At 68.5% G+C, this 23,756-nt stretch carries 25 protein-coding genes, 3 tRNA genes and 1 rRNA gene; 22 read left to right on the top strand and 7 right to left on the bottom strand.

Going from position 1 to position 23,756, the window contains the following annotated elements; all coding sequences use genetic code 11:
* The first annotated feature begins 34 nt into the window (after nt 1–34).
* Nucleotides 35–148: ribosomal RNA gene (rrf, locus tag B6N23_RS08955) — 5S ribosomal RNA — on the top strand.
* 318 nt (nt 149–466) lie between these two features.
* Here the strand turns inward: rrf and hisC are convergent.
* A complete protein-coding gene (gene hisC, locus B6N23_RS08950) occupies nt 467–1,522 on the bottom strand; it encodes a histidinol-phosphate transaminase (protein ID WP_305497968.1) in 1,056 nt (351 codons plus the stop codon).
* A 124-nt stretch (nt 1,523–1,646) separates the two neighbouring features.
* Here hisC and B6N23_RS08945 point away from each other — a divergent pair, with 124 nt between their 5' ends.
* From B6N23_RS08945 to mnmH, 5 genes are all read left to right on the top strand, one after another.
* A complete protein-coding gene (locus tag B6N23_RS08945) occupies nt 1,647–2,549 on the top strand; it encodes an AEC family transporter (protein ID WP_305497967.1) in 903 nt (300 codons plus the stop codon).
* Nucleotides 2,550–2,658: 109 nt separating this feature from the next.
* Complete coding sequence (locus B6N23_RS08940) at nt 2,659–3,108, top strand: copper resistance protein NlpE N-terminal domain-containing protein (RefSeq protein ID WP_305497959.1); 450 nt, start codon at nt 2,659–2,661, stop codon at nt 3,106–3,108.
* 104 nt (nt 3,109–3,212) lie between these two features.
* Nucleotides 3,213–4,592, top strand: coding sequence for a DNA repair protein RadA (gene radA, locus B6N23_RS08935; RefSeq protein WP_299315365.1), 1,380 nt, complete (start codon nt 3,213–3,215; stop codon nt 4,590–4,592).
* Nucleotides 4,593–4,677: 85 nt separating this feature from the next.
* Nucleotides 4,678–5,715, top strand: a complete 1,038-nt coding sequence (gene selD, locus B6N23_RS08930; protein WP_302140346.1) for a selenide, water dikinase SelD — start codon at nt 4,678–4,680, stop codon at nt 5,713–5,715.
* Nucleotides 5,712–6,812, top strand: a complete 1,101-nt coding sequence (gene mnmH, locus B6N23_RS08925) for a tRNA 2-selenouridine(34) synthase MnmH (protein WP_305497955.1) — start codon at nt 5,712–5,714, stop codon at nt 6,810–6,812. The genes selD and mnmH overlap by 4 nt, the downstream gene beginning before the upstream one ends.
* A gap of 15 nt (nt 6,813–6,827) precedes the next feature.
* Here mnmH and B6N23_RS08920 read toward each other — a convergent pair whose 3' ends face one another.
* Nucleotides 6,828–7,523 (bottom strand): type 1 glutamine amidotransferase, encoded by a 696-nt coding sequence (locus B6N23_RS08920; protein ID WP_305497953.1) that lies wholly within the window; start codon nt 7,521–7,523, stop codon nt 6,828–6,830.
* Between the two features lie 50 nt (nt 7,524–7,573).
* Here B6N23_RS08920 and B6N23_RS08915 point away from each other — a divergent pair, with 50 nt between their 5' ends.
* Both B6N23_RS08915 and B6N23_RS08910 read left to right on the top strand, forming a co-directional pair.
* Complete coding sequence (locus tag B6N23_RS08915; RefSeq protein WP_305497951.1) at nt 7,574–7,867, top strand: MGMT family protein; 294 nt, start codon at nt 7,574–7,576, stop codon at nt 7,865–7,867.
* 25 nt (nt 7,868–7,892) lie between these two features.
* On the top strand, nt 7,893–8,486 hold the full coding sequence (locus tag B6N23_RS08910; protein WP_119023298.1) for a YjaG family protein: 594 nt from the start codon (nt 7,893–7,895) through the stop codon (nt 8,484–8,486).
* A 16-nt stretch (nt 8,487–8,502) separates the two neighbouring features.
* Here B6N23_RS08910 and B6N23_RS08905 read toward each other — a convergent pair whose 3' ends face one another.
* The 5 genes from B6N23_RS08905 to hisB all read right to left on the bottom strand — a co-directional run bounded on the left by B6N23_RS08905 (nt 8,503) and on the right by hisB (nt 11,968).
* Entirely contained in the window at nt 8,503–9,030 is a 528-nt protein-coding gene (locus tag B6N23_RS08905) for a hypothetical protein (RefSeq protein WP_305497944.1), read from the bottom strand.
* 20 nt (nt 9,031–9,050) lie between these two features.
* Nucleotides 9,051–9,824, bottom strand: a complete 774-nt coding sequence (gene hisF, locus B6N23_RS08900; protein WP_305497942.1) for an imidazole glycerol phosphate synthase subunit HisF — start codon at nt 9,822–9,824, stop codon at nt 9,051–9,053.
* A gap of 2 nt (nt 9,825–9,826) precedes the next feature.
* The gene (gene hisA / locus B6N23_RS08895) at nt 9,827–10,576 is read right to left on the bottom strand and encodes a 1-(5-phosphoribosyl)-5-[(5-phosphoribosylamino)methylideneamino]imidazole-4-carboxamide isomerase (RefSeq protein WP_302140357.1); all 750 of its coding nucleotides are present in this window, start codon (nt 10,574–10,576) and stop codon (nt 9,827–9,829) included.
* A 125-nt stretch (nt 10,577–10,701) separates the two neighbouring features.
* Entirely contained in the window at nt 10,702–11,343 is a 642-nt protein-coding gene (hisH, locus tag B6N23_RS08890) for an imidazole glycerol phosphate synthase subunit HisH (protein ID WP_305497939.1), read from the bottom strand.
* Between the two features lie 31 nt (nt 11,344–11,374).
* Nucleotides 11,375–11,968 (bottom strand): imidazoleglycerol-phosphate dehydratase HisB, encoded by a 594-nt coding sequence (gene hisB, locus B6N23_RS08885; RefSeq protein WP_110070163.1) that lies wholly within the window; start codon nt 11,966–11,968, stop codon nt 11,375–11,377.
* A 193-nt stretch (nt 11,969–12,161) separates the two neighbouring features.
* On the opposite strand from hisB, the gene B6N23_RS08880 reads away from it, so the two are divergent.
* From B6N23_RS08880 to B6N23_RS08815, 14 genes are all read left to right on the top strand, one after another.
* Nucleotides 12,162–12,608 carry an acetyl-CoA sensor PanZ family protein gene (locus B6N23_RS08880; RefSeq protein ID WP_305497935.1) on the top strand — a complete coding sequence of 149 codons (447 nt, stop codon included), beginning with the start codon at nt 12,162–12,164 and terminating at the stop codon, nt 12,606–12,608.
* Nucleotides 12,608–14,959: an AsmA family protein gene (locus tag B6N23_RS08875; RefSeq protein ID WP_305497933.1), complete on the top strand. Its 2,352-nt coding sequence runs from the start codon at nt 12,608–12,610 to the stop codon at nt 14,957–14,959. The genes B6N23_RS08880 and B6N23_RS08875 overlap by 1 nt, the downstream gene beginning before the upstream one ends.
* A gap of 54 nt (nt 14,960–15,013) precedes the next feature.
* Nucleotides 15,014–16,126, top strand: a complete 1,113-nt coding sequence (gene mutY, locus B6N23_RS08870; RefSeq protein WP_302140366.1) for an A/G-specific adenine glycosylase — start codon at nt 15,014–15,016, stop codon at nt 16,124–16,126.
* Nucleotides 16,123–16,398 carry an oxidative damage protection protein gene (locus B6N23_RS08865; RefSeq protein WP_305497931.1) on the top strand — a complete coding sequence of 92 codons (276 nt, stop codon included), beginning with the start codon at nt 16,123–16,125 and terminating at the stop codon, nt 16,396–16,398. Before mutY ends, B6N23_RS08865 begins: the two co-directional genes overlap by 4 nt.
* An 87-nt stretch (nt 16,399–16,485) precedes the next feature.
* A tRNA-Phe gene (locus B6N23_RS08860) sits at nt 16,486–16,561 on the top strand.
* 6 nt (nt 16,562–16,567) lie between these two features.
* Nucleotides 16,568–16,642 (top strand) — tRNA-Gln (locus B6N23_RS08855).
* Nucleotides 16,643–16,731: 89 nt separating this feature from the next.
* Nucleotides 16,732–16,807, top strand: a tRNA-Thr gene (locus tag B6N23_RS08850).
* Between the two features lie 140 nt (nt 16,808–16,947).
* On the top strand, nt 16,948–17,814 hold the full coding sequence (locus B6N23_RS08845; RefSeq protein WP_110070726.1) for a ParA family protein: 867 nt from the start codon (nt 16,948–16,950) through the stop codon (nt 17,812–17,814).
* Nucleotides 17,801–19,204: a replicative DNA helicase gene (dnaB, locus tag B6N23_RS08840; RefSeq protein ID WP_305497927.1), complete on the top strand. Its 1,404-nt coding sequence runs from the start codon at nt 17,801–17,803 to the stop codon at nt 19,202–19,204. Before B6N23_RS08845 ends, dnaB begins: the two co-directional genes overlap by 14 nt.
* A complete protein-coding gene (locus tag B6N23_RS08835) occupies nt 19,201–19,581 on the top strand; it encodes a DUF7673 family protein (protein ID WP_096654976.1) in 381 nt (126 codons plus the stop codon). The genes dnaB and B6N23_RS08835 overlap by 4 nt, the downstream gene beginning before the upstream one ends.
* Complete coding sequence (locus B6N23_RS08830) at nt 19,574–19,810, top strand: type II toxin-antitoxin system HicA family toxin (RefSeq protein WP_305497925.1); 237 nt, start codon at nt 19,574–19,576, stop codon at nt 19,808–19,810. The genes B6N23_RS08835 and B6N23_RS08830 overlap by 8 nt, the downstream gene beginning before the upstream one ends.
* A gap of 75 nt (nt 19,811–19,885) precedes the next feature.
* On the top strand, nt 19,886–21,790 hold the full coding sequence (locus tag B6N23_RS08825) for a ParB family protein (RefSeq protein ID WP_305497923.1): 1,905 nt from the start codon (nt 19,886–19,888) through the stop codon (nt 21,788–21,790).
* A complete protein-coding gene (locus B6N23_RS08820) occupies nt 21,787–22,389 on the top strand; it encodes a DUF2857 domain-containing protein (RefSeq protein ID WP_096654982.1) in 603 nt (200 codons plus the stop codon). The genes B6N23_RS08825 and B6N23_RS08820 overlap by 4 nt, the downstream gene beginning before the upstream one ends.
* On the top strand, nt 22,389–23,747 hold the full coding sequence (locus B6N23_RS08815) for an STY4528 family pathogenicity island replication protein (protein ID WP_305497914.1): 1,359 nt from the start codon (nt 22,389–22,391) through the stop codon (nt 23,745–23,747). Before B6N23_RS08820 ends, B6N23_RS08815 begins: the two co-directional genes overlap by 1 nt.
* Nucleotides 23,748–23,756 lie beyond the last annotated feature (9 nt).

The raw sequence follows: 23,756 nt of genomic DNA, 5'->3' as shown, positions 1-23,756 counted from the left end.
TCTCGACGTCAGCATGATTCACCCCCCCTTTTCGCCTGACGACCATAGCGTGCGTGAACCACCTGATCCCATGCCGAACTCAGCAGTGAAACCGCTCAGCGCCGATGGTAGTGTGGGGTCTCCCCATGAGAGTAGGTCATCGTCAGGCACTTATAGAGAAAAGCCCCGATCATCGCGAGATGGTCGGGGGGTTTTTTCGCATGGCGGCGCAGCGTGGCGAGCCAGGGGTCTCCCCATGGAGAGTATCGGGACGCCGACCGGGTACATCGTCAGGCACCTTTTCAGAAACCCCAGCCCGATGGCTGGGGTTTCGTCGTTCTGGGGGTCTCCCCATGGAGAGTCCCGGCGCGCCGGCCCCCGGAGCCCGGCCCCCGGAGCGCCGGCCGGATCATCGTCAGGCACTTATAGAGAAAAGCCCCGATCATCGCGAGATGGTCGGGGCTTTTCGCTGCGTGGGCAGAGGCGTTTAACCGCAGAGGGTCTCGAGGGTCTCCACCAGGCTCTCCATCTCATCCTCGGTGCCGATGGTGATGCGCAGGTAGTCGCGCAGCGCCTCGGTGTTGAAGTGGCGTACCAGGATGCCGCGTTCGCGCAGGCCGGCGAACAGCTGGGCGGCGTCATGCGCCGGATGGGTCACCAGCACGAAGTTGGCCTGGGAGGGCAAGACCGTGAAGCCGAGCCTCTCCATGCGGGTCCGGGTGCGCTCCCGGGTAGTGATGACCTTCTCTCGGCACGCCTCGAAGTGCTCGTGGTCCTCCAGGGCGGCGATGGCCACGGCGCTGGCCAGGCTGTCGATGGGGTAGGAGTTGAAGGAGTCCTTGACCCGGGTGAGTCCCTCGATCAGCTCCCGGGAGCCCACCGCATAGCCCAGGCGCAGGCCCGCCAGGCTGCGCGACTTGGAGAAGGTGCCGGTGACCAGCAGATTCGAATGCCCTGCCACCAGGGGGATGGCGCTCTCGCCCCCGAAATCCACGTAGGCCTCGTCCACCAGCACCACGCTGTCGGTGACTCGCCCGAGCAGCTCGGCGATCGCTTCACGGCTGTGGCCATGGCCGGTGGGGGCGTTGGGGTTGGCGAAGATGGCCCCGCCGCTGTCGCTGGAGAAGGCGGCGAGGTCCACCTCGTGGTCGGCGGTCAGCGGCAGGGGGCGTCGCTCCACGCCATACAGCCGGCAGTAGACCGGATAGAAGCTGTAGGTGGTCTCTGGCATCTCCAGCGGCTGCGGCTGGCAGAAGAAGGCCTGGAAGGCCAGCGCCAGCACCTCGTCGGAGCCGTTGCCCACGAAGACCTGATCGACCTCGACGCCGAACTCCCGGGCCAACGCCTCGCGCAGGGCGCGGGACTCAGGGTCCGGATAGAGCCTCAGGTGATCGGTGGGGAAGTCGCGAAGCACGGCGCCCACGCCCGGGGCCGGCGGATAGGGATTCTCGTTGGTATTCAGCTTGATCAGGCGCTCGCGTGGCTGCTCGCCGGGAATGTAGGGCGTCAGCTCGCGTACCCTGGGACTCCAGAACTTGCTCATGGTCACTCGCTTGTTGGCAAGAGTAGGGGACTCGGCTCATGGTGACCTGCCCGGGGCAGCCGCGCAAGCGGCCGCCGTGCTAGTCTGGGGGCACTTCTGCAGATTCGAATTCAATGGGGCCCCCATGACCGCCCAGATCCTCGCCACCCTGCTGCCGGTGTTCCTGATCGCCGGCTGCGGCTGCGGGACCCTCTATGGTCGCTTTCGCACGCCGGATATCCGCAGCATCAACACCCTCAACATGGAGCTGTTCGTGCCCATGCTGGTGTTTGCGGTACTGGCCGATGGCCAGGCACCGCTGGAGGAGTATGTCGGGCTGGCGATCGGAGGGGCGGTGATCGTCGTAGGCTCCGGGGTGCTGCTCTGGCCGCTGGTGAAGTGGCTGAAGCTGAACCCGAAGACCTTCCTGCCGCCGATGATGTTCAACAACTCCGGCAATATGGGAATTCCGCTGCTGCTGCTGGCCTTCGGTGAGGCGGCGCTCCCGGCGGCCATCGTACTGTTCATCGTGGAGATGCTGCTGCACTTCTCGCTGGGGCTCTGGATGCTCAGTCCCGCCACGCCGCTGTGGCGGATCCTGCGCATGCCCATCGTGCTGGCCAGCATCGCCGGCCTGGCGGTCAACCTGGCCGGGGTCGGGCTCCCCGGCTGGCTGCTCGAGGCGCTGCACATGCTCGGCGGCGTCTGCATTCCCCTGCTGCTCTTCGCACTGGGCGTACGGATGCTCGACATCGACTTCGGCGACTGGAAGACCGGCATGCTCGGGGCGCTGCTCTGCCCGCTGTCCGGCCTGGTGCTGGCCGTCCCGCTGATCTGGCTGCTGGGGCTCTCCGGTATCCAGGCGGCGGCGCTATGGGTGTTCGCCGCCTTGCCGCCGGCGGTACTCAACTACCTGGTGGCCGAGCAGTACCGCCAGGAACCCCACAAGGTGGCCTCGCTGGTGCTGATCGGCAACCTGGGGGCGCTGGTGGTGATGCCGGTGGTGCTGGCCCTGGTCTTCGGGTACGTCTACCCCGGCGCGGGCTGAGGATGATGGCGCGATATGGCAGACTGTCCGCCAGTAGCCTGAGAGGTTATGCTGTCAAACAGGCCGCCGTGAATGACGGTGTCATTGCCCACTGTTCAGGAGGACACACATGCAAATCAGGACCTTGCTTGCGGGATCGGCCATGCTCGCACTGCTGGCCGGGTGTGCCGCTGGCCCGGCTCCGGGGCCCGAGGCGCCCGGCGTCGAGGTCGGGGAGGAGCGCTATCAGGGCACCCTGCCATGCCGCAACTGTGACGGTATCGACCTGGATGTGGTCATGCAGGGTAGCGAGCAGAGCCAGCCGGAGGAGCGGACCTTTACCCTTCAGGCCTCCTATCGTGCCCATCCCCAGAACCCGCCCGATGAGAATTACGCCGGCAACTGGGAGGTGCTCAGCGGCACCGCGACCGACCCGGATGCCACCGTCTACGAACTGACGCCGGACGGCGAGGGGCAGATCTACTACTTCCTGCGCTTGGACGAGCAGACCCTGGAGCTGATCGACCCCCAGCGTCGCCGCTTCCAGAACAGCGAGATGCTGCAGCTGCAGCGCCGCTGATCCACTGCGGTCAGGGACGAACCCCGGGGCGGCCATGGTGCCGCCCCGGGCGTTTGCGGGCTGCTAGAATGCCCCTCCAGCCAGGATCCGGGAGTCGAAACACCATGGCCAAGGCAAAGAGCGCCTTCGTCTGCACCGAGTGCGGTGCCGAGTACCGCAAGTGGCAGGGACAGTGCACCAGCTGCCAGGAGTGGAACACCCTGAGCGAGGTTCGCCTGGCCGCCGCCCGTCCCGGTGCCGGGAGCGCAGGCGCCGGCGGTGGGCGCAGCGGCTATGCCGGGGCCCTGACGCGGGAGGTGGTGGACCTCGCCAATGTGGATCTCACCGAGGTGCCGAGGCTCTCCTCCACCTTCGGCGAGTTTGACCGGGTGCTGGGGGGCGGGCTGGTGCCGGGGTCGGCGGTGCTGCTGGGCGGCCATCCGGGGGCCGGCAAGTCGACCCTGCTGCTGCAGACCGCCTGCAAGCTGGCCCAGTCCCGCCGGGTGCTCTATGTCACCGGTGAGGAGTCGCTCTCCCAGGTGGCGATGCGCGCCCACCGCCTCCAGCTGCCGGTCCAGGGGCTCAAGATGCTGGCCGAGACCAGCGTCGAGACCGTGCTCGCCGTGGCCGAGCGGGAGCGCCCCGAGATACTGGTGATCGACTCCATCCAGACCATGCACCTGGAGGACATCGCCTCGGCGCCGGGGGGGGTGGCTCAGGTGCGCGAGTCCGCCGCGGCCCTGACCCGCTTCGCCAAGCAGAGCAACACCGTGCTGCTGCTGGTGGGCCATGTGACCAAGGATGGCACCCTGGCCGGCCCCAAGGTGCTCGAGCATATGATCGATGCCTCCCTGCTGCTGGAGGGAGGGGCCGACTCGCGCTTTCGCACCCTGCGTGGGCAGAAGAACCGCTTCGGCGCGGTCAATGAGCTGGGGGTCTTCGCCATGCTCGAGCACGGTCTCAAGGAGGTGAAGAACCCCAGCGCCATCTTCCTCTCCCGGGCCGAGGAGCAGTCGCCGGGCAGCCTGGTGATGGTGGTCTGGGAGGGCACACGGCCGATTCTCGTCGAGGTGCAGGCGCTGCTCGACGACTCGGCGCTGGGCAACCCCCGGCGGGTCGCCGTGGGTCTCGATCCCAATCGCCTGGCCATGCTGCTGGCGGTGCTGCACCGCCACGGTGGGCTCTTCACCGGCGACCAGGATGTCTTCCTAAACGTGGTGGGCGGGGTCAAGGTGCTGGAGACCAGTGCCGACCTGGCCGTGCTGCTGGCGGTGGTCTCCAGCCTGCAGAGCCGGCCGCTGCCCCGGGAGCTGGTGGTGTTCGGCGAGGTGGGGCTCTCCGGCGAGATCCGCCCGGTGCCCAGCGGCCAGGAGCGCATCGTCGAGGCGGCCAAGCACGGCTTTACCCGCGCCATCGTGCCTCGCGGAAATGCGCCCAAGTCATCGCCTCCCGGCATGGAGGTGGTCGCCGTGGACAAGCTCGCCGATGCGCTGGAGGCACTCTAGCTGCCGGGCCGAGCCCTGAACCAGCGGTCGTGTCCTGGCCGATGTGCAGAGTAGAATAGTCCCACCGTTTGCCAAGGAGATCCCGATGAGTGCCATTCGCCTGACCCAGTACAGCCACGGCGCCGGCTGTGGCTGCAAGATCGCCCCCGACGTGCTCGACGGCATCCTGGCCAAGGCCGGTCCGGGCGCCACCCATTCGCAGCTGATCGTCGGCAACCAGGGGCGCGAGGATGCCGCCGTCTACGACCTGGGCGATGGCCGCGGCATGATCGCCACCACCGATTTCTTCATGCCCATCGTCGACGACCCCTTCGACTTCGGCCGCATCGCCGCCACCAACGCCATCAGCGACGTCTTCGCCATGGGGGGCACCCCGGTGCTGGCCCTGGGCATCCTCGGCTGGCCGCTGGACAAGCTGCCCGCCGAGGTGGCCGGCGACGTGCTCGCCGGCGCCCAGGCCGTATGCCGGGAGCTGGGTCTGGCCCTGGCCGGCGGCCACTCCATCGATGCCCCGGAGCCGATCTTCGGCCTGGCGGTCAACGGCCTGGTGGAGCTCGAGCATCTCAAGCTCAACAAGGGGGCGAAGCCCGGCGACCTGCTGTTCCTGACCAAGCCGCTGGGGGTGGGCATGCTCACCACCGCCGAGAAGAAGGCGCTGCTGGAGCCCGGCCACCAGGGGCTGGCCCGGGAGACCATGCTCAGGTCCAACCGCATCGGCGTGGCCCTGGCGAAGGTGAAGGGGGTCAACGCCATGACCGACGTCACCGGCTTCGGCCTGGCCGGCCACCTGGCCGAGGTGTGCGCGGCCAGCGGCGTGGCGGCGCGGGTCGACTTCCGCCGCCTGCCGCGACTCGCCGAGGCGGAGGCCTACCGCCGCCAGGGCGCGGTGCCCGGCGGCACCCTGCGCAATCGCCAGGCCCTGGGCGAGAGCCTGCCGGAGATGGACGAGGCGCACTGGCAGTGGCTGTGCGACCCCCAGACCTCCGGCGGCCTGCTGCTCTCGGTGGACCCGGCCTGGGAGGACGATGTGGAGCGCATCGGCCGCGAGCACGGCATCGTGCTCACCCCCTTCGGCGAGGTGGTCAGGGCCGAAGGCCCCGCGCTGATCGAGGTGAAGGGGTGAGTGAACTGCCGCTGGTCGAACCGGATCTCGCCCTGCTGAGCGAGGGGCTTGTGCTGATCGACGTGCGCGCCCCGGTAGAGTTTGCCCAGGGCGCGCTGCCCGGGGCCGTGAACCTCCCGCTGATGGACGACGAGGAGCGCCGCCTGGTCGGCATCGAGTACAAGCAGCGTGGCCAGCAGGCGGCCATCGAGCTCGGCCAGCGGCTGGTCAGCGGCGGCATCAAGGCGGCCCGCGTCAGGGCCTGGATGCAGGCCCTGGAGGCTCACCCCGACGCCATCGTCTACTGCTTCCGCGGTGGGCTTCGCTCGCAGATCGCCCAGCAGTGGATCAGCGAGGCGGGCGTCACCCGCCCGCGCATCCGCGGCGGCTGGAAGGCGATGCGCCAGGCGCTCTGTGCGCGCATCGATGCCGCCGCCGAGCGGCCGCTGCTGGTGGTGGGGGGGCTGACCGGCTGTGCCAAGACCGCGCTGATCCAGGCCCTCGACAACGGCCTGGATCTGGAGGGCTGCGCCCGTCACAAGGGCTCGGCCTTCGGGCGCCACCCGCTGCCGGCCCCCAGCCAGATCGACTTCGAGCACGCCATGGGCCGACGCCTGCTGGCCCTGCCTGGGCCTGTCGTGGTGGAGGACGAGTCGCGTCATATCGGCACCGCCAACCTGCCGCTCACCTTCTGGCGGGCCATGGTGCAGGCGCCACGCCTGCGGGTGGAGATGCCGCTGGACTGGCGCCTGGCGCAGATCCACAAGGACTACATCGACGACCTCTGGGAGGTCTACCGGCAGCAGTGCGGCGAGTGGCTGGGCTGGGCGCTGATGCGCAAGCAGCTGTCGGGTTCGCTGGCCAGGCTGCGCAAGCGGCTGGGGCGCGCCCGGCTCGATCGGCTGCAGCGGCTCCAGCAGCTGGCCTTCCGCGAGCACGCGCGGGGTAATCGCCAGGCCCACGAGGCCTGGCTGGCCCCGCTGCTCACCGAGTACTACGACCCCATGTACCGCTACCAGCTGGAGAAGCACCCCGAGCAGCGCTTCCTCCACGTGGGTGACTGGGAGAGCTGCCTGGCCGCGGCCCGGGAGTGGAGCGCCGCCCAGGCCGTTTCCTAGGCGATTCGCAGGTGCTCAGGCCGCCTGCGGGCGCAGCCACTGGCTGAGCAGGCGGTCGAGCAGCGGCGCCAGCCGCACGAAGCGCTGGGGGTCGGCGAGCATCGCCTCCGCGGGCTGGGCGTGGGGGCTCCGGGCACTGCCGTCGGGGAGCGGGCTCCGTTCGAGCAGCGCTGCCACGCTCTCCGGCGTCGCCTCCAGGTGGCAGAGCAGGCCCACCACCCTGCCGGCGTCCCAGCTGAAGCCCTGCAGCGGGCTCGCCTCGCTGCCGCCCAGCGCCACGCCGTCCTCGGGCAGCGCGAACACCTCGCGGTGCCACATGAAGGCGTCGAACTGCTCGGGCAGGTCCAGCGGGCTTTCCGGCGCCAGGGTGACCCGGTGCCAGCCGGTCTCTGCAAAGGTGCCGCGGGCCGCCACGGCGCCCAGCGCCTCGGCGATCAGGCGCGCGCCGTAGCCGATGCCGAGCAGCGGCTTGTGGCTGTCCAGGGCGCGTTCGATCAGTCGTCGCTCGCCCTTGAGCCAGGGCTGGCTGCCCTCGTCCAGCGGGCCGACGGGGCCGTCGAGCACCACCAGGGCATCGCAGTCGGCGAGGCGGGGCGGCGTCTCGCCGGCGTCCAGATGGAACACCGTATGGCTGTGGCCCATGCTGGAGAGCCAGTCGGCCAGGCGCGCCGGCCCCTGGTGGGGGCTGTGCTGGAGCAGGTGAAGGTGCATGGGAACCTCGCCATCGATGGGTAACGACCTGACAGGGGGCGCAAGGGTACATGAAGCCGGCGCTGCGTGAACAGATACTGACGGTGCTGGCGGCCATCCCGGCCGGGCGGGTGACCACCTACGGGCGCATCGCCGCCATGACCGAGGGGGCGACGCCCCGGCTGGTGGCCCGCGCCCTGCGCGAGCTGCCCGAGGATCACGGCCTGCCCTGGTACCGGGTGATCACCGCCTCGCGCAAGCTGGCCGACCATCCCGGTGCGGCGGAGCAGCGCGAGCGGCTCGCCGCGGAGGGCGTGGTGCTGGACGCCCGGGGCCGGGCCCCGGCCGAGCGCCTCTGGCCATGAGACATTGAGATGTCAAGGAGAGTCCATGAGCGGTTTCTTTCAGCGCCTGCAGGAGCTCGAGCCGCGCTCCCAGCAGGCCTTCATGGCGGCGCTGTGCGAGCGCCTGCTGCCCAACTATGGCTTCTACTGCCAGGCGCTCGACGCCCAGGGCGCCGGTCACGGCAACCCCCAGGCGCTGCGGGCCATCCTCGACCTGGTGTGGGAGCGGCTCTCGGTGAAGGGCGCGAAGATCGATTTCGCCCTGCAGGCGGAGAAGCTGGCCGAGCAGGCGCCCCCGCCGGACGACGACAGCTTCGGCGCGCGCCGCGCCTCCGAGGCGGTCGCAGCCCTCTCGGCGCTGCTGGATACCCTGCAGGGTGAGGCCCCCGAGGCGGTGCTGGAGGTGAGCCGCGCATCTCGCGGAGGTGTCAGGGCCTTTATCGAGCTGACCGAGGGCGAGGAGGACGGCGAGCGGCTGGCCGCCTTGGTGCGCGACCACCCGCTGATGGCCGACGAGAACGACTTCCAGGACGCGGTGCTCGAGGCCGTCGAGGGGCCGCTGGGCCGCGACGAGCTCAAGGCGCTGCGTCGCCTCGGGCGCAACGACGGCGTCAGCAACCTCGGCCTTTCCCTCGACTAGCCCTGCGGGCGCCGGGCTAGAAACGCACCCCGGCGCTCACCATCAGGCCGGCGGCACCGAACACGATCAGGTCGGCCTCGAGGCGCTTCCAGCTGACGCCCAGGCTGGGCAGGATGGCCGGGGCGATCTCGTAGCGGTTGAAGGGGATCTTGTCGCGATACTCGCCGCGGTAGCCGTGCAGGGCCCCGGCGGAGAGCTTGGCGCGGATGCGGGTATCGCCGGACTCCCACATTGGCAGCTCGCGGCCCACGTAGAGGTAGATGGAATCCTGGTTGAAGGAGTTCTTGAAGCGCGCCGCGCCAGTGAACCAGAGATCGGGGTTGTGCAGCTCCACCCCGATCAGCCGCTGGTTGTTGGTGTGCTCCGGGTCCGGACTGAAGTGGTCGGTATAGAGGCTGGTCTGCACCAGCACATGGCTGAGCTCCAGGGCCGGCGGCCAGTCGAGCCGCTCCCGCCAGCCGCCGGCCTCCTCCGCCAGGGCGGCGGAGGGGGCCAGCAGCGGCGTGAGCAGCAGGGCCGTGGCGAGTCGTGTGCGAAGCGACATCCGGTCGTCTCCCTCGGCGCTCAGAGGCGCATCTCGATGCCATGCTCGGCCATGTAGCGCTTGGCCTCGGGGATGGTGTACTCGCCGAAGTGGAAGATGCTGGCGGCCAGCACCGCATCGGCACCGCCTTCCAGCACGCCCTCCACCAGGTGGTCGAGGTTGCCGACCCCGCCGGAGGCGATCACCGGCACGCTCACTGCGTCGGCGATGGCGCGGGTCACCCCCAGGTCGAAGCCGACCTTGGTGCCGTCGCGATCCATGCTGGTGAGCAGCAGTTCGCCGGCACCGTGCTCCACCATCTTCTTCGCCCACTCCACGGCGTCAAGCCCGGTGGGGCGGCGTCCGCCGTGGGTGAAGATCTCCCAGCGCGGCGTTTCGCCCTCGGCGGAGACCCGCTTGGCGTCGATGGCCACCACGATGCATTGGCTGCCGAAGCGCTCGGCGGCCTCGCGCACGAACTCGGGGTTGGTCACCGCAGCGGTGTTGATGGAGACCTTGTCGGCGCCGGCGTTGAGCATGGTGCGGATGTCATCGCAGGTGCGGATGCCGCCGCCCACGGTGAGGGGGATGAACACCTCGCCGGCGATGCGCTCGACCATCTCCACCGTGGTGCCGCGATCCTCGTGGCTCGCCGTGATGTCGAGGAAGGTGATCTCGTCGGGGCCCTGCTGGTTGTAGCGCTGGGCGATCTCCACCGGGTCGCCGGCGTCGCGGATGCCGATGAAGTTGACGCCCTTGACCACGCGACCGGCATCGACGTCGAGGCAGGGGATGATGCGCTTGGCGAGTCCCATGGTCAGCTCCCCCCCTGGCCGGTGAGCTGGTCGCACAGCCGCTGCCCTTCGGCGACATCCAGGCTGCCTTCGTAGATGGCGCGACCGGTAATGGCGCCGAGGATGCCCGGCTCGCCGGCGGCCACCAGGGCGCGCAGGTCGTCGAGGTTGGTCACCCCGCCGGAGGCGATCACCGGCAGGCCGCCGTCCCGGGCAAGCGCCGCGGTAGCCTCCACGTTGACGCCGTTCATCATGCCGTCCCGGGCGATATCGGTGTAGACGATGCTGGAGACGCCGTCGTCGGCGAAGCGCTTGGCGAGATCCACCGCCTTCACCTGGGAGACCTCGGCCCAGCCGTCAGTGGCCACGAAGCCGTCGCGGGCGTCCAGGCCGACGATCACGTGGCCCGGGAAGGCGCGGCACATCTCGCCGACGAAGTCCGGCTCCTTGACCGCCTTGGTGCCGATGATCACGTAGCTGACGCCGGCGGCCAGGTAGTGCTCGATGGTCTCGGCGGAGCGGATGCCGCCACCGATCTGGATCGGAAGCTCGGGCCAGCGCCGGGCGATGGCGGTCACGGCGTCACCGTTGACCGGCTTGCCCTCGAAGGCGCCGTTGAGGTCCACCAGGTGGAGACGGCGGGCGCCGGCCTTCACCCAGCGCTCGGCCATGGCCACCGGGTCGTCGCCGTAGGTGGTGGCGTCGTCCATGCGGCCCTGCTTCAGGCGCACGCACTGGCCGTCCTTGAGATCGATGGCGGGAATCACCAGCATGTCCAGCTCCTCTTGGGTGCCTCAGCGGGCCCCGGTTGAAAGTCGTGGGGCGGCGCGGCCGCCCGGTGCGGCGCCAGCGCCTGGGTCTGTGCGAACCTCAGGGGCCCGGGCGACCCGGGCGCGGCTCAGGGCGCCCAGGTGACAAAGTTCTCGAGCAGCTTGAGGCCGGCCCGGGAGCTCTTCTCCGGGTGGAACTGCACGGCGAAGGTAGCGTCGCGGCCGATGGCCACGTGGGCTTGGATGCGGCCGTAGTCGGTGGTGCCGAAGACCGTGGCCTCGTCGGCGGCTTCCACGTAGTAGCTGTGCACGAAGTAGAAGTGCTCGTCCTGATCGATGCCGGCCCACAGCGGGTGTTCGCGCTGCTGGTGCACCAGGTTCCAGCCCATGTGGGGGACCTTGAGGCGCTGGCCGCGGTCGTCGTGCATGTCGCCGGGGAAGCGCCTCACCTCGCCGCCGAGAAAGCCCAGGCAGCCAATGCCGCCGTTCTCCTCGCTGTGGTCCAGCAGCATCTGCTGGCCCACGCAGATGCCCAGCAGAGGCTTCTCCTGGCTGGCCAGCAGCTCTTCCACCAGGCCGCGCAGCTCGGTCTTCTCCAGCTCGCCCATGCAGTCGCGGATGGCACCCTGGCCGGGCAGCACCAGGCGGGTGGCGCCCAGGATGCGGCGGGGGTCGCGGGTGACCACCACGTTCTCGTGGGTGACGTGCTCCAGTGCCTTGGCGACGGAATGCAGGTTGCCCATTCCGTAGTCGATGACGGCAATGGTCATGGGGCGCTCCTCGTGTGGTCGTGCGGCGGCCTCACAGGCAGCCCTTGGTAGATGGCATCTGGCCGGCCATGCGCTCGTCGGGCTCCAGCGCCATGCGCAGCGCGCGGCCGAAGGCCTTGAAGATGGTCTCTGCCTGATGGTGGGCATTGAAGCCCTTCAGGTTGTCGATGTGCAGGGTCACCATGCCGTGGTTGACGAAGCCCTGGAAGAATTCCCAGAAGAGCTGGGTGTCCAGGCGGCCGATGGTGGCACGGGTGAACTCCACGTCCATGAAGAGCCCGGGGCGGCCGGAGAAGTCCACCACCACCCGCGAGAGCGCCTCGTCCAGCGGCACGTAGGCGTGGCCGTAGCGGCGGATGCCGCGCTTGTCGCCCACGGCCTTGGCGAAGGCCTGGCCCAGGGTGATGCCGAGGTCCTCGACGGTGTGGTGGTCGTCGATGTGGAGATCGCCTTCGGCCTTGATCTCGAGATCGATCTGGCCGTGGCGTGCCACCTGGTCGAGCATGTGGTCGAGGAAGGGCACGCCGGTCTCGCAGGCCAGCTTGCCGGTGCCGTCCAGGTTGACGGTCACGGTGATCCGGGTTTCCTGGGTGTCACGGCTGACCGTGGCGATACGCTCGGACATCGAAGCCTCTCCAGCGCCTGGGCGCATGTCGAATGGGGCCACCGGCGTGCAGTGACCCGAAAGAACGAGTGGACGGCGGGTCTCGCCCGCGGCCGGAAAGCTGCCATTATAGAGAATCGGCGACCCCATCCGCTACAATGCACCCCACTGCGCGGCGGCGACCCTCGCCGCCCCGGCCCAGGGAGACCCATCAATGCCGGTGACACTCCATCCCGTCGACCGCGCCGCCTGGGAAGCGGATGCCCAGGCGCAGCTCGACCTCGCCCGTATCTATGCCGATGCGCCCTCCGAGCGGCTGCCCGCGCCGGTGGACGCCTTCATCCATGGTCATCTGGCCGATGGCCATCGCTTCCTATGCGCCCGCTTCAACGATCGCCTGATCGGTGCGGTGGCCCAGCGCGACGACGGCGAGGCCTGGTGGCTGTCGCACTTCTGCATCCGCAAGCCGACCCGCCGACGCGGCGTCGGCACCCGGCTGCTGACCCTGGTGGGCCAGGCGGCCCAGGCCGAGGAGAGGGCCCTGCGCGCCGAGCTGGGGCAGCTTCGGCTGGCCGATCAGGTGCTGCTGGTGCGGCTGGGCTTCCGGCTCGAACAGCACGAGAGCTTCCATGAGCTGCTGATGCCCGAGAGGAGCCAGTGATGCGTCGCCTTCTGAGTACCCTGCTGGCCGCGATCGGGATTCTCGCCGTTCTGGCCGTGGCCGCGGTGGTCTATGTGACCACCTTCTTCGACCCCGAGGACCTCAAGCCGCGGCTGATCGAGGTGGTGCGCGAGCAGAGCGGCCTGGAGCTGGCCCTGGAGGGCCCCCTGACCTGGTCCTTCTATCCGCGACTCGGCGTCGGCGTCGAGAAGGCCGAGGCCTGGCTGCCCGAACAGACGGTGAGCGAGGAGACCTCCTTCGTGGCCTTCCGGCGGGCCGAGGTGAGCCTGGCCTTCACCCCCCTGCTGCGCGGCGAGATCGCCATCGACGGCATGACCCTGGATGGCATGCGCCTCAACCTCGAGCGGGACGAGGCGGGGCGCGGCAACTGGGAGGCGCTGATGGAGCGCCTCGCCGAGCGCAGCGAGGCCGCCGAAGAGGTGCTGGCGCCGGCAGGCGCCTCCGCCGGCCCGGTGCCGGATGGTCAGGGCGGCCTGGCCGTGGCGCTCAACATCGCCAACGTGCAGGTGCGTGACGGCGAGGTGAGCTATCGCGACCTGGGCGCCGGGCATGAGCTGCGCCTGGAATCGCTCGGCATCACCGGCAGCAACGTCAACCCGCGCAGCGCCTTCCCGATCCGCACCAGTTTCCGCCTGGTCGGCCACGACGACCTGGACCCGGAGGCCCAGGAGAACACTCCCAGGCTGACCAGCGACGTCTCTCTCGAGGGTCGCGTGACCCTGGGGCTGGCGGAGCGACGCTACCGGTTGGAGAACCTCGCGCTGACGACCACCAGCCGCCTGGCCGCGGTGGAGGGCGAGCAGAAGCTGGTCCTGAAAGGCAGCGAGCTGCACCTTGACGCCATCGAGCGCCGCCTGCACCTGGCGGAGGGCAGCCTGGACGCCACGCTCAACCACCCTGCGCTTGGCGATTCGCCGCTGCCGCTCTCCCTGGCCTTCGCGCTGGAGGCGGATCTCCTCGAGGAGACCGCCCACCTGCGCGACCTGGTGCTGAGCGGCGAGCACGGCCTCAGCCTGAACGGCAACCTCAATGTCGACCACCTGCTGGAGGCGCCGCCCCACGAGGGCCAGCTGCGCCTCGCCGCGTTCTCCCTGCGCCCCTGGCTCGAGCGCTTCGACAGCCTGCCTGCCATGGCCGATGACGAGGCCCTCACCGAGGTGGTGCTGACCACCCCCGTGCGGGGCGACATGTCGCGCCTGGAGCTCGCCGGGCTGACCCTGACGCTGGACGGCAGCACCTTCACCGGGCAGCTGTCGGCGGGCCTGGACGGCCGTGCCCTCGACTTCGACCTGCAGGGGGATCGCCTCGACCTGGATGCCTACCTGCCGCCGGCGGAGCCTGCCGGCGAGCGTGCGGCCGCTGGCCTGCCCGGGATCACCAGGGCCCATGCCGAGGCGCCGGGCGCCCTGGTGCCGGCCGAGTGGCTCGCCGAGCTGGCCCTGGCGGGCGAGCTGCGCCTGGGCGGGCTGGGGCTCGCCGGACTCGAGTTCCGCGACGTCGGCCTGACGCTGGAGGGCGCCGACGGCCGCCAGCGCCTCAGCCGCTTCGAGGCCGGCTTCTACGAGGGGAGCCTGGCCGCCAGCGGGGAGCTGGACCTGACCCGCGACCCCATCCACTGGCGGCTGGCGCCTCGCATCGAGCGGGTGCGCGCCGACGAGCTGCTGAAGGCGCTGGGCGACGAGGAGGCCGCGCTGCGCGGACGCTTCTCCGCCGACGGCGAGCTCACCTCCCGCGGCAACAGCTGGCCGGACCTGAGGCGCCACCTCGATGGCCGCGTCGAGGCGCGCATCGATGACGGGGCCATTCTGGACGTCAACGTCTCCCGGGAGCTGTGCACCGCGGTGGCGGCCCTGGAGGGACGCGAGACCAGCCGCGACTGGCACCCGGATACCCGCTTCGAGGAGGCCGGCGCCACCTTTGTCATCCGCGACGGTACCCTCAACAGCGAGGACCTGCTGGTGGTCATCCCGGGCATCGAGCTGGGCGGCGAGGGCTGGCTCGACCTCATCAGCGAGCGCTTCGAACTGCGCGCCGCGGCGCGGGTGGTGGACACCGCCGATGCCGCCTGCCGGGTCAATCCCCGTCTCGAGCGGCTGCCCTTCCCGGTGCGCTGCGAGGGCAGCCTCTCGGGAGATAGCGCCGAATGGTGCCGCTTCGACCGCGAGGCCTTCCAGTCCGCTATCGGCGAGGCGCTGCGCGACGAACTGGGTCGCCGGGTCGGCGAGGAAGCGGAGCGCCGCCTGGAGGGCACCCTGGAGCGTCTCGACGAGCGGCTCGGGGAGGGCAGCGGCCGGGAACTTCGCGATGCCCTGCGCGGTCTGTTGAATTGAGCAACGTCAGTCCCTGCGCCGGCATCCGTGTCGGCGCTTTTTTGTGGAGTCGCGATGAGTGAGATGCCCTCACCCGTCCTGTCCGCCGCAGAGTTCCAGCGGCGACTGCTGGCCTGGTTCGATGTCCATGGCCGCCACGACCTGCCCTGGCAGCAGGAGCGCACGCCTTACCGGGTATGGGTCTCCGAGATCATGCTGCAGCAGACCCAGGTGGCCACGGTCATTCCCTACTTCGAGCGCTTTATGGCGCGCTTTCCGACGGTGCGCGAGCTGGCGGTCGCGCATCAGGACGAGGTGCTGCATCTGTGGACGGGGCTTGGCTACTATGCGCGGGGGCGCAACCTGCACAAGGCCGCAGGCGTGCTCCTCGACGAGCATGGCGGTGACTTCCCCATGGACGCCGAGGCGCTGGCGGCGCTGCCCGGCATCGGGCGCTCCACCGCGGGGGCGATCATCGCCCAGAGCAGCGGGGAGCGCGCGGTGATCCTCGACGGCAACGTCAAGCGCAGCCTGGCGCGCCTGCATGCCGTTGAGGGATGGCCGGGGCGTCCCGCGGTGGAGCGCCGGCTGTGGGCCCTGGCCGAGCACTACACGCCCCACGAGCGCCTGGTCGATTACACCCAGGCGGTGATGGATCTGGGGGCGACCCTGTGCCGGCGCGGCACGCCCGAGTGCGGACGCTGCCCCTTCGCCGATGTCTGCCTGGCCCATGCCCGGGGCGCGGAGCGCCGCTTCCCGGAGTCGAAGCCGAAGAAGTCGCTGCCCACCCGCACCACCCGCATGCTGCTGCTGCGCGATGCGCGCGGCCGCGTGCTGCTCGAGCAGCGGCCTGCCAGCGGCCTGTGGGGGGGGCTGTGGAGCCTGCCGCAGTTCGATGACGAGGCGGCGCTCACGGCCTGGCTCGACAGCCATGCGCCGGGCAGCGCGATCGAGTCGGCCGGAGCGCCCTTCCTGCATGTGTTCAGCCACTTCCGGCTGGAGATCACGCCCCAGCCGGCCCGCGTCGAGCGCCTCGATGCGGTGGGCGAGACCCGCCGCTGGTACGATCCCGAGAACCCCGATGCCGTGGGCCTGGCGGCACCGGTCAAGTCGCTGCTGACCAGCCTGGCGCCCTTAGCCCTGGATGCCCCGCCGGGACCCTACACCCACGAGGAGATCGACCCATGAGTCAGACCGTCTTCTGTCGTAAGTATCAGCGCGAGCTCGAGGCGCTGCCGTTTCCCCCCCTGCCCGGCAAGAAGGGCCAGGAGATCCAGGCCAGCGTGTCGAAGCAGGCCTGGGAGGAGTGGCAGGCCCTGCAGACCCGCCTGATCAACGAGAAGCACCTCAACATGCTCGACCCCGCCTCCCGGGAGTATCTGATGGACCAGATGGAGCGCTTCCTCGACAACCGCGAGACCGACCAGGCCGAAGGCTATGTGCCTCGGGAGGAGGGCTGAATCACCGCCGTTGGCCCGGCCATCTTTTTGAAAGCCAAGGGGTTGACGCGGAACGCCAGCTGAGGTTTAATACGCACCGTTGGCAGCGGCCAGATAGCTCAGTTGGTAGAGCAGGGGATTGAAAATCCCCGTGTCGGGGGTTCGATTCCCTCTCTGGCCACCACACTGCTGGGGTATCGCCAAGTGGTAAGGCACCGGTTTTTGGTATCGGCATTCCCAGGTTCGAATCCTGGTACCCCAGCCATCGCCAACCTTAATTCTGAAAGGCCGTGGACTCGAGTTCCCGGTCTTTCTCGCTGAAGAAGATTGTACTGTGTTGCAGGTCGTGCCTTTGCCGGCATAGCTCAGTTGGTAGAGCAACTGACTTGTAATCAGTAGGTCCCGGGGTCGACTCCTGGTGCCGGCACCATTGCAAACAGTACGCGAAATCAGCAGCTTACGAGCAAGAGTGGAACCCCCGCCTGGCGTGTCAGTAGACCTGACAGCTTCGTGAAATAGAGACAGATCATCAGCCTCACACTTGTTTCCATCTGGAACCGAGGTGAGGTTATGCGCGTTGTATCCGTTATTTCGACCAAGGGCGGGGTCGGCAAGACCACCGTCACTGCCAATCTGGGCGGCCTCCTGGCCGATGCGGGCCTCAGGGTCCTGTTCATCGACCTGGACAGTCAGCCGACGCTCTCCAGTTACTACCCCCTCCGCACCGAAGCCCCCGGCGGCACCTATGAGCTGATCGCGCTTAGCGACACGGCTCCCGACCGCGTCATATCGCAGACGGCCCATCCCAATCTGGATGTAGTGATCTCCAACGATCATGCCGGCCAGCTTCCTCAGCTGCTGCTCAACGCCCCGGACGGCCGTTTCCGGCTTGCCCAGCTGCTCTCCAATCTGTCGGGCTATGACCTCATCCTGATCGACACCCAGGGGGCGCGCTCCATCACGCTGGAGATGGCGGTCCTGGCTTCCGATCACGCTCTCTCTCCCATCACTCCCGAGCTGCTCTCTGCCCGTGAGTTCGTGCGTGGCACCGTTGGCCTGCTGCGCGATCTCGAGGCGCTCAGCCAGTTCACCCACCTCTCCGTTCCCCCCGTTTCCGTACTCGTGAATCGCCTGGATGAAACCGCCGATGCGCGGGGCATCCACCAGACGCTGGCAGAGATGTTCGCCGCCGGCGAGCAGGGCGTCACCGTCATGCAGAGCACCATCCGCGCCGGTGTCGCCTTCCGACAGGCGGCCAGCGCGGGGTTGCCGGCTCACCAGTTCGAGCCGCGCAAGCCCGCCGGCCGCAAGTCGCCCGCCGCTGCCGACCAGGTCAAGACGATGGCCTGTGAGCTCAACCCCGACTGGCAGCCGCTGATCGACGCCATGGTCAGCACCACCGCCATGCAGGGAGGCTGCCACGATGAGTGCCATTGAGAACCTGGTCGAGCTTCGGGTGGCCGAGGAGCGCCCGGAAGCCGGTTATCTGCCACCCCACAGCCTGGAGGCAGAGCAGTCGGTGCTGGGTGGGCTGCTGCTGGATAACGCCATGTGGGACGAGGTCGCCGACCGCCTGGCCCCTGCCATGTTCTATCAGCAGGCCCACCGCCTGGTGTTTCAGGCGATCCGGGAGCTGGCAGATCGCGACCAGCCGATGGATGTGGTGACCGTCTCCGAAGCGCTGGAGGAAGCCCACCAGCTGGAGCAGGTGGGAGGGCTCGCGTTTCTGGCTGAGCTGGCCCGCAATACGCCCAGCGCGGCCAATGTGGCGGCCTATGCCGAGATCGTGAAGGACCGCCATGCGCTGCGGCAGCTGATCCACACCTGCTTCACGCTGAACCAGCAGGCCCTGAACGCTCAGGGCCGCACGGCCGCCGAGCTGATCGAGGAGGCCGAGCAGAAGCTCTTCGCCCTGACGGAGGAGCGCCATGACCGGCTGAGCTCCATGAAGGAGATGCTGGGGGAGGCCATCAACGTCATCGATCAGGCCTTCAATGCGCAGGGTGGGGTGACGGGGATCCCGAGCGGCCTGAGCGAGCTGGACGCCATGACCGCGGGCTGGCAGCCGGGGGATCTCATCATCCTGGCCGGCCGCCCCTCCATGGGCAAGACCGCCATGGGGCTCGGCTTTGCGGAGCATGCCCTGATGGCAGAGGAGGCTGCCGGTCCGGTCTTTATCTTCTCCCTGGAGATGCCCGAGTCGCAGCTGATGCTGCGGCTGATCGCCAGCCTGGGCAATGTCTCCCTGCAGAAGCTGCGCACCGGAAAGATGGAAGACGGGGATTGGCCCAAGGTAACCCCCGCGGTCAGTCGGCTCACCCAGCTGGACGGGAAGCTCTTGATCGATGATGCCTCGGGAATCACCGCTTCCAGCCTGAAGGCCCGCGCTCGCCGCATGACCCGCCGCTTCGGCCGCCCCTCAATGATCCTGGTGGACTACCTGCAGCTGCTTCAGGAGCCGGGCAGCGAAAACCGCACCCTCGAGGTGGGCAAGGTCAGCCGCATCCTCAAGGAAACCGCCAAGGAGCTGCGCACCCCGGTGATTGCCCTGTCGCAGCTCAACCGCTCCTTGGAGACCCGCCCCAACAAGCGCCCCTGCATGGCCGACCTACGTGACAGTGGCGCGCTGGAGCAGGATGCCGACGTCATCGCCTTCATCTACCGCGACGAGGTCTACCACCCCGACAACGAAGACAGCCACGGCCTGGCCGAGTTGATCCTGGGCAAGCAGCGCAATGGGCCCACCGGCACCGTGCACCTGGCGTTCCAGGGGGAGTCGGCGCGCTTCAAGCCGTTGGCCTGGCAGCATCAGGAGGTGACCCCATGAGCCAGTATCGCGTGCGCACACCCGAACCCCGTTCCCGGCTTTCTCAGGCGTTGGCTCAGGTCATGAACGAGACTCGCCAGCGTCAGCTTGAGGCTGAGCAGCAGGGGCTCTCATCTCTCGAGCATCTGATCTGCGTGGCTCAGGGACACAGCGGCCAGTCCCATCACCTGCGCCGCCTACTCCTCGCGCTCTACAACGGCGACAGCTGGCCTTTCGAGATGCAGCGGCTGCGCGGGCTCGACCCTGCCCTGCAGGCAGATGCCCTCGCGGTGATCCAGATGGCCACCTACAGCGGCCACGAGATCCACACCTTCATCGAGGGTGGTGATGCCTTGCTGAAACGCTTCTGGGAGATCGAGGAGGCCAAGGATGAGTAAGTCGCTGTCGGCAGCACGAGGGTGCAAGGGGATGCAGCGTCTGGTGCGCTATGCCGCCACCCGGGGGTGGGAGGTGCAGCGTACCAGCGGTGGGCACATGCGGTTCAGCAAGCCGGGTTGTGCGCCGGTCTTCACCTCCTTTACCACCAAGGACCGCCGCGCCGAGCTCAATGCACGCTCCCAGCTGCGCCGCGCGGAGGGGCAGCAGAGGGGCCGCCATGAAGAGTGATTCCACTGTCATCAGCACCCAGGCGCCGCATGGCGGTGCCGCCTCCGTCCGCTTCGTCACCGAGGAATACCGCCGATGAAACGCCCGAGCGACCAGCAGCTTCGTGAGCGCCTGATGCAGCCCAGCCCCAAGCGTCAGGGGCAGCCCGTGGATGCCATGACACCGCCCGACCAGGAGATGGCCGTCTGGGTCACCCTGGACATGCTCAAGCCCTACGAGCACAACCCCCGGCAGGTCCAGAACCCCAAGTACGAGGAGATCAAGGCGTCGATCCGTGCAGCGGGCCTCAAGCACAAGCCCCCGGTCACCCAGCGGCCGGGCGAGAAGCACTACACCATCTGCGACGGTGGCAATACCCGCCTGCAGATCCTGCGCGAGCTCTATGAAGAGACCGGTGAGTCGCGCTTCCACGCCTTCTATGCCCTGTACCGACCCTGGCAGTCGGAAGTGAAGATGCTGACGGGGCACCTCAGCGAGAACGACAACCGTGGCCAGCTGCTTTGGATCGAGCGAGCCAAGGGCGTGATGGACGCCAAGGCGATGTACGAGGAGGAGAGCGGCGACACGCTCTCGCAGCGTGAGCTGGTCAAGCGCCTTGCGGAGGACGGCTACCAGGTGGCCCAGAGCCATATCAGCAAGATGCTCTATACCGTCGAGCATCTGCTGCCCACGCTGCCCAATACCCTCTACAGCGGCCTGGGGCGGCCGCAGGTCGAGAAGCTGATCAGCTACCGGGAAGCCTGCCGGCTGATCTGGGAGCGCTGCACCCAGGAGGTCGAGCCCCAGGGCTTTGCCGATACCTGGCACCAGACCATGGCCTGGTTCGATGACGAGGGCCAGACCGAGATGAACTGGGGCATCGTGGTGGATCGGCTTTGCGGCATGCTGGCCGACTACACGGGCGTGCACTTCAACGTCTGCGAGCTGACCCTCGACAATATCGTCACCTATCGCAAGCGGCGCTGGGACCTGGAAGAGCATCAGGCCTTCGAGGCCCTGGACGTTGAGTTGCAGCAGATGCGTGACCCCGACGCCCAGCCGCCCTCTCTCTATCCACCGCTGCCCGAGCCCGCCACGGGCGGTGCGCCGGTGGTGAAGGTGCCCGCTTCAGATCCTGGCCGTGAACCTCAATCTCAGCCGCAGACCGACCCTCAGGCCGAGCAGCTGCCGTCGCCTCGGACCCTCAGCCGAGACGCGCCTACCGACGATGAGAGAGCAGAGAGCGCCGAGCTGCTTCGGCTGCGTGAGCAGGTTGCCGCTCTGGAGCGCGAAAAACAGCAGCTGAGCGAGTCACCGTCTCCCTCGGTGTCGGTATTCAGCGAGCCGGCATCGGAGGCTGACCCAGTGCCCATGGCGGCACCCGCAGAGGAGGCGGGTGACTGGCCAGAGGGTGCTGCGCGGACGGAGGCCGAGCGGGCTGCCCGCCTTGAAGGGCTGACTCAGTCCCGCTGGGAAGAGACTCCAGGGAAGCGCGGCTACCGTCACCACCTGGCCAGCGAGCTCGGCGTGCCCAGCTTCGACTTCGAGCAGCTGGCTCCCCTGGCGGCACCGGTGCTCTCCGGTGAGACCACCCCGCCCATTGCCGACGTCTGGTTTATCGAAGGCGTCGAGGATGAGCCTCGCTCACTGCGTATTCGTATCCGTGAACTGGTGCAGGTCATCGCCCGCTGGGGCGGCTTCGGCGGCAGCGACGTGGTGATCGCCGATGACGACGGCATCGGCTTCGACCTCAACCCACTGCCCGAGGCGGCCGACCGCCGTGCCCGCTTCGCCTGGCAGGCGCTGGCCAGCCTGCGCGGCGAGCTCAATCCCGAGTACCCCGCCGATGCCACCCTGTGGGGAGCGCTGCTGGGCACCCATCGGGAAGAGGGCGCTGAGAGCGCCTGGGACGATGCGGTACTGCTTCGTTTCTTCCGTCTGGTGCGGCTGATTCGCCGCCTTCGTGAACACCTGCAGGGACAACAGGAGGCCCAGTCATGAGCTCTTCATCCGCCAACCTGAATCAGGCGCTGCTCAGCCAGGTCATGGGGTTTCTTCGTGAGGGCAACATGCGCCGTGCGCTGGCCCTCGGCTTCAGTGAGGATGAGCTGCGCACCCTGCGGCGACTGAGAGCGAGCGATATCGACTCGCTGGCCTGCGCAGGACCAGTGGTAGCGCGCTTCTCGGTGGATCACGCCGCACTGCGCGGCGTCCTGGCGCGCATCGATCGTGATCAGGACCGTGAGACCCTGATTGACCGCTGCCTGAGGCTGGGGGCCAGCGTCAGCATGATGGGCGCCTTCTTCGGGCTGACCGGCAACGACTGCTCGACGCGCCGTCAGCTATTGGGCATCGCACCTCGCCAGGGGCGGCTGGCGATGCCGCCGGAGCAGGCTGAGCACGATGCCTGGGAGCGCTGGCAGCATATCGCCCTGGACCCCAAGGCGACCGATGACCTGCAGGGTATGGTGACCCTCGCCGAGGAGACCGATATCCCGCTGGCGGTGGTGTGGCACCTGGTCAAGCAGTGGGTCGACCCCGGCCAGCCGCGCACGGCGCCGCCGGCCGAAGAGTGGGCGTCACCTGAAGGAGAGCGGTGATGGTGCAGCTTCGTGATGCCACTCGGAAGGGGCTGGATCGCCTGATTGGCCAGGCGGCTTCCGAGCTGACCCAGCGCCGGGGCGAGTCCCCGGCGTCCTCCGTTGTGAACGGTGAGGTTGGGCAGTCTGGAGAAGCCGCATCCTCGGGCCTCGATGGCCTGCTGTTCTTCGGGAACCCCCATGAGACCGTGCCGCGGTCGTTGCTGCTGGATCCGCGCCTCGGGCACGTTGACAAGCTTGGCTGGCAGATGATGCGCATGCTGGTCAATCCGGACCGAACCACCGCGGTGCCGACCTACGACGAACTGCAGCCCTTGCTGCGGGGGGCGCCGGGCCAGAAGGCGTCGCGGGCCACGGTCGCCCGGGTTATCGCTGTGCTTCGCCTGACCCGCTGGGTCAGCCTCGGGCACCGGGCGCGCAACGCGCAGAACGGCCGCATTATCGGCAACGTCTATATCCTGCACGACGAGCCGCTTTCGCCCGCTGAAGCTTCGGTGCTGGATGCCGACTACGTTGAGTATGTGTGTCGCTGCCTTGATCACCAGAACAAGGTGGTCAAGGCCGTCGCTGCCATGGTGCTCGAGGAGCTCCAGGAAGCCGGTGCCCTGCATGAGCTGCCGACGCGTCTCGATACCATGGCCTCTCGCTCCCGGCAGGCCCGGAGCCGGTCGCCTGTCAGGCATGACGCTGCCCAGTTCTCTACCGTGACTGACCAGAAGAACCAGGGCAGGCAGCCGAGTTCTCATCGAGAACCCGGCCGAGTGCATCGAGAGAACTCCCCTGGTTTTCAGAGAGAACCAAGCCTGAAATCAAAGGCTTATCGGGCTGTCGAGGCAGTTCTCGATGAAAACTCGGGCAGTTCTTCCCGTACAGTACGTACTTCACACTGTGTAAAACCTACAGGTACCTCAGCCGTGAACCTGCACTGGCCGGCATGTCTCTCGATGGATGAGAGCGAACGCCAGGCGACTCAGCTGCTGATGGCGGAGCTGGCCGGCGACACCCAGCAGGCGATTCTCGACGAGGCGGCAGGGCGCGTGAGCGGTGGCTCGGTGCGAAACCCCAAGGGCTTCCTGCGAGGGCTGATCAAGCGAGCCATCGGTGGCGAGTTCGTGGCAACCGGCTACGCCCAGGCTCAGGCGGAGCGCCGGGCGGGGAGGGCGCCCCAGGGGGCTTCCGCCGCCGCCGAGCGGCCGGCAGCTCGAAGCGTACCGCCGTCCTCCCCCCGGACAGCGGAGCCGTCGATTGCCGAGCCGAGCACCACCTCGCCCGAGGAAGACCAAGCCGCCCGAGAGCAGTGTCTGCGCTCGCTGGGGTTGTGGCCATCGGCCGGGAAAAACCCACTCAGCGGCCATTAACGATTCCCC

The organism is Halomonas alkalicola (genome assembly GCF_030704205.1).
Taxonomy (GTDB): Bacteria; Pseudomonadota; Gammaproteobacteria; order Pseudomonadales; family Halomonadaceae; genus Halomonas; species Halomonas alkalicola.
The sequence above is the reverse complement of the archived record's forward strand: the minus strand, read 5'-3'. Positions and strand labels throughout refer to the sequence as shown.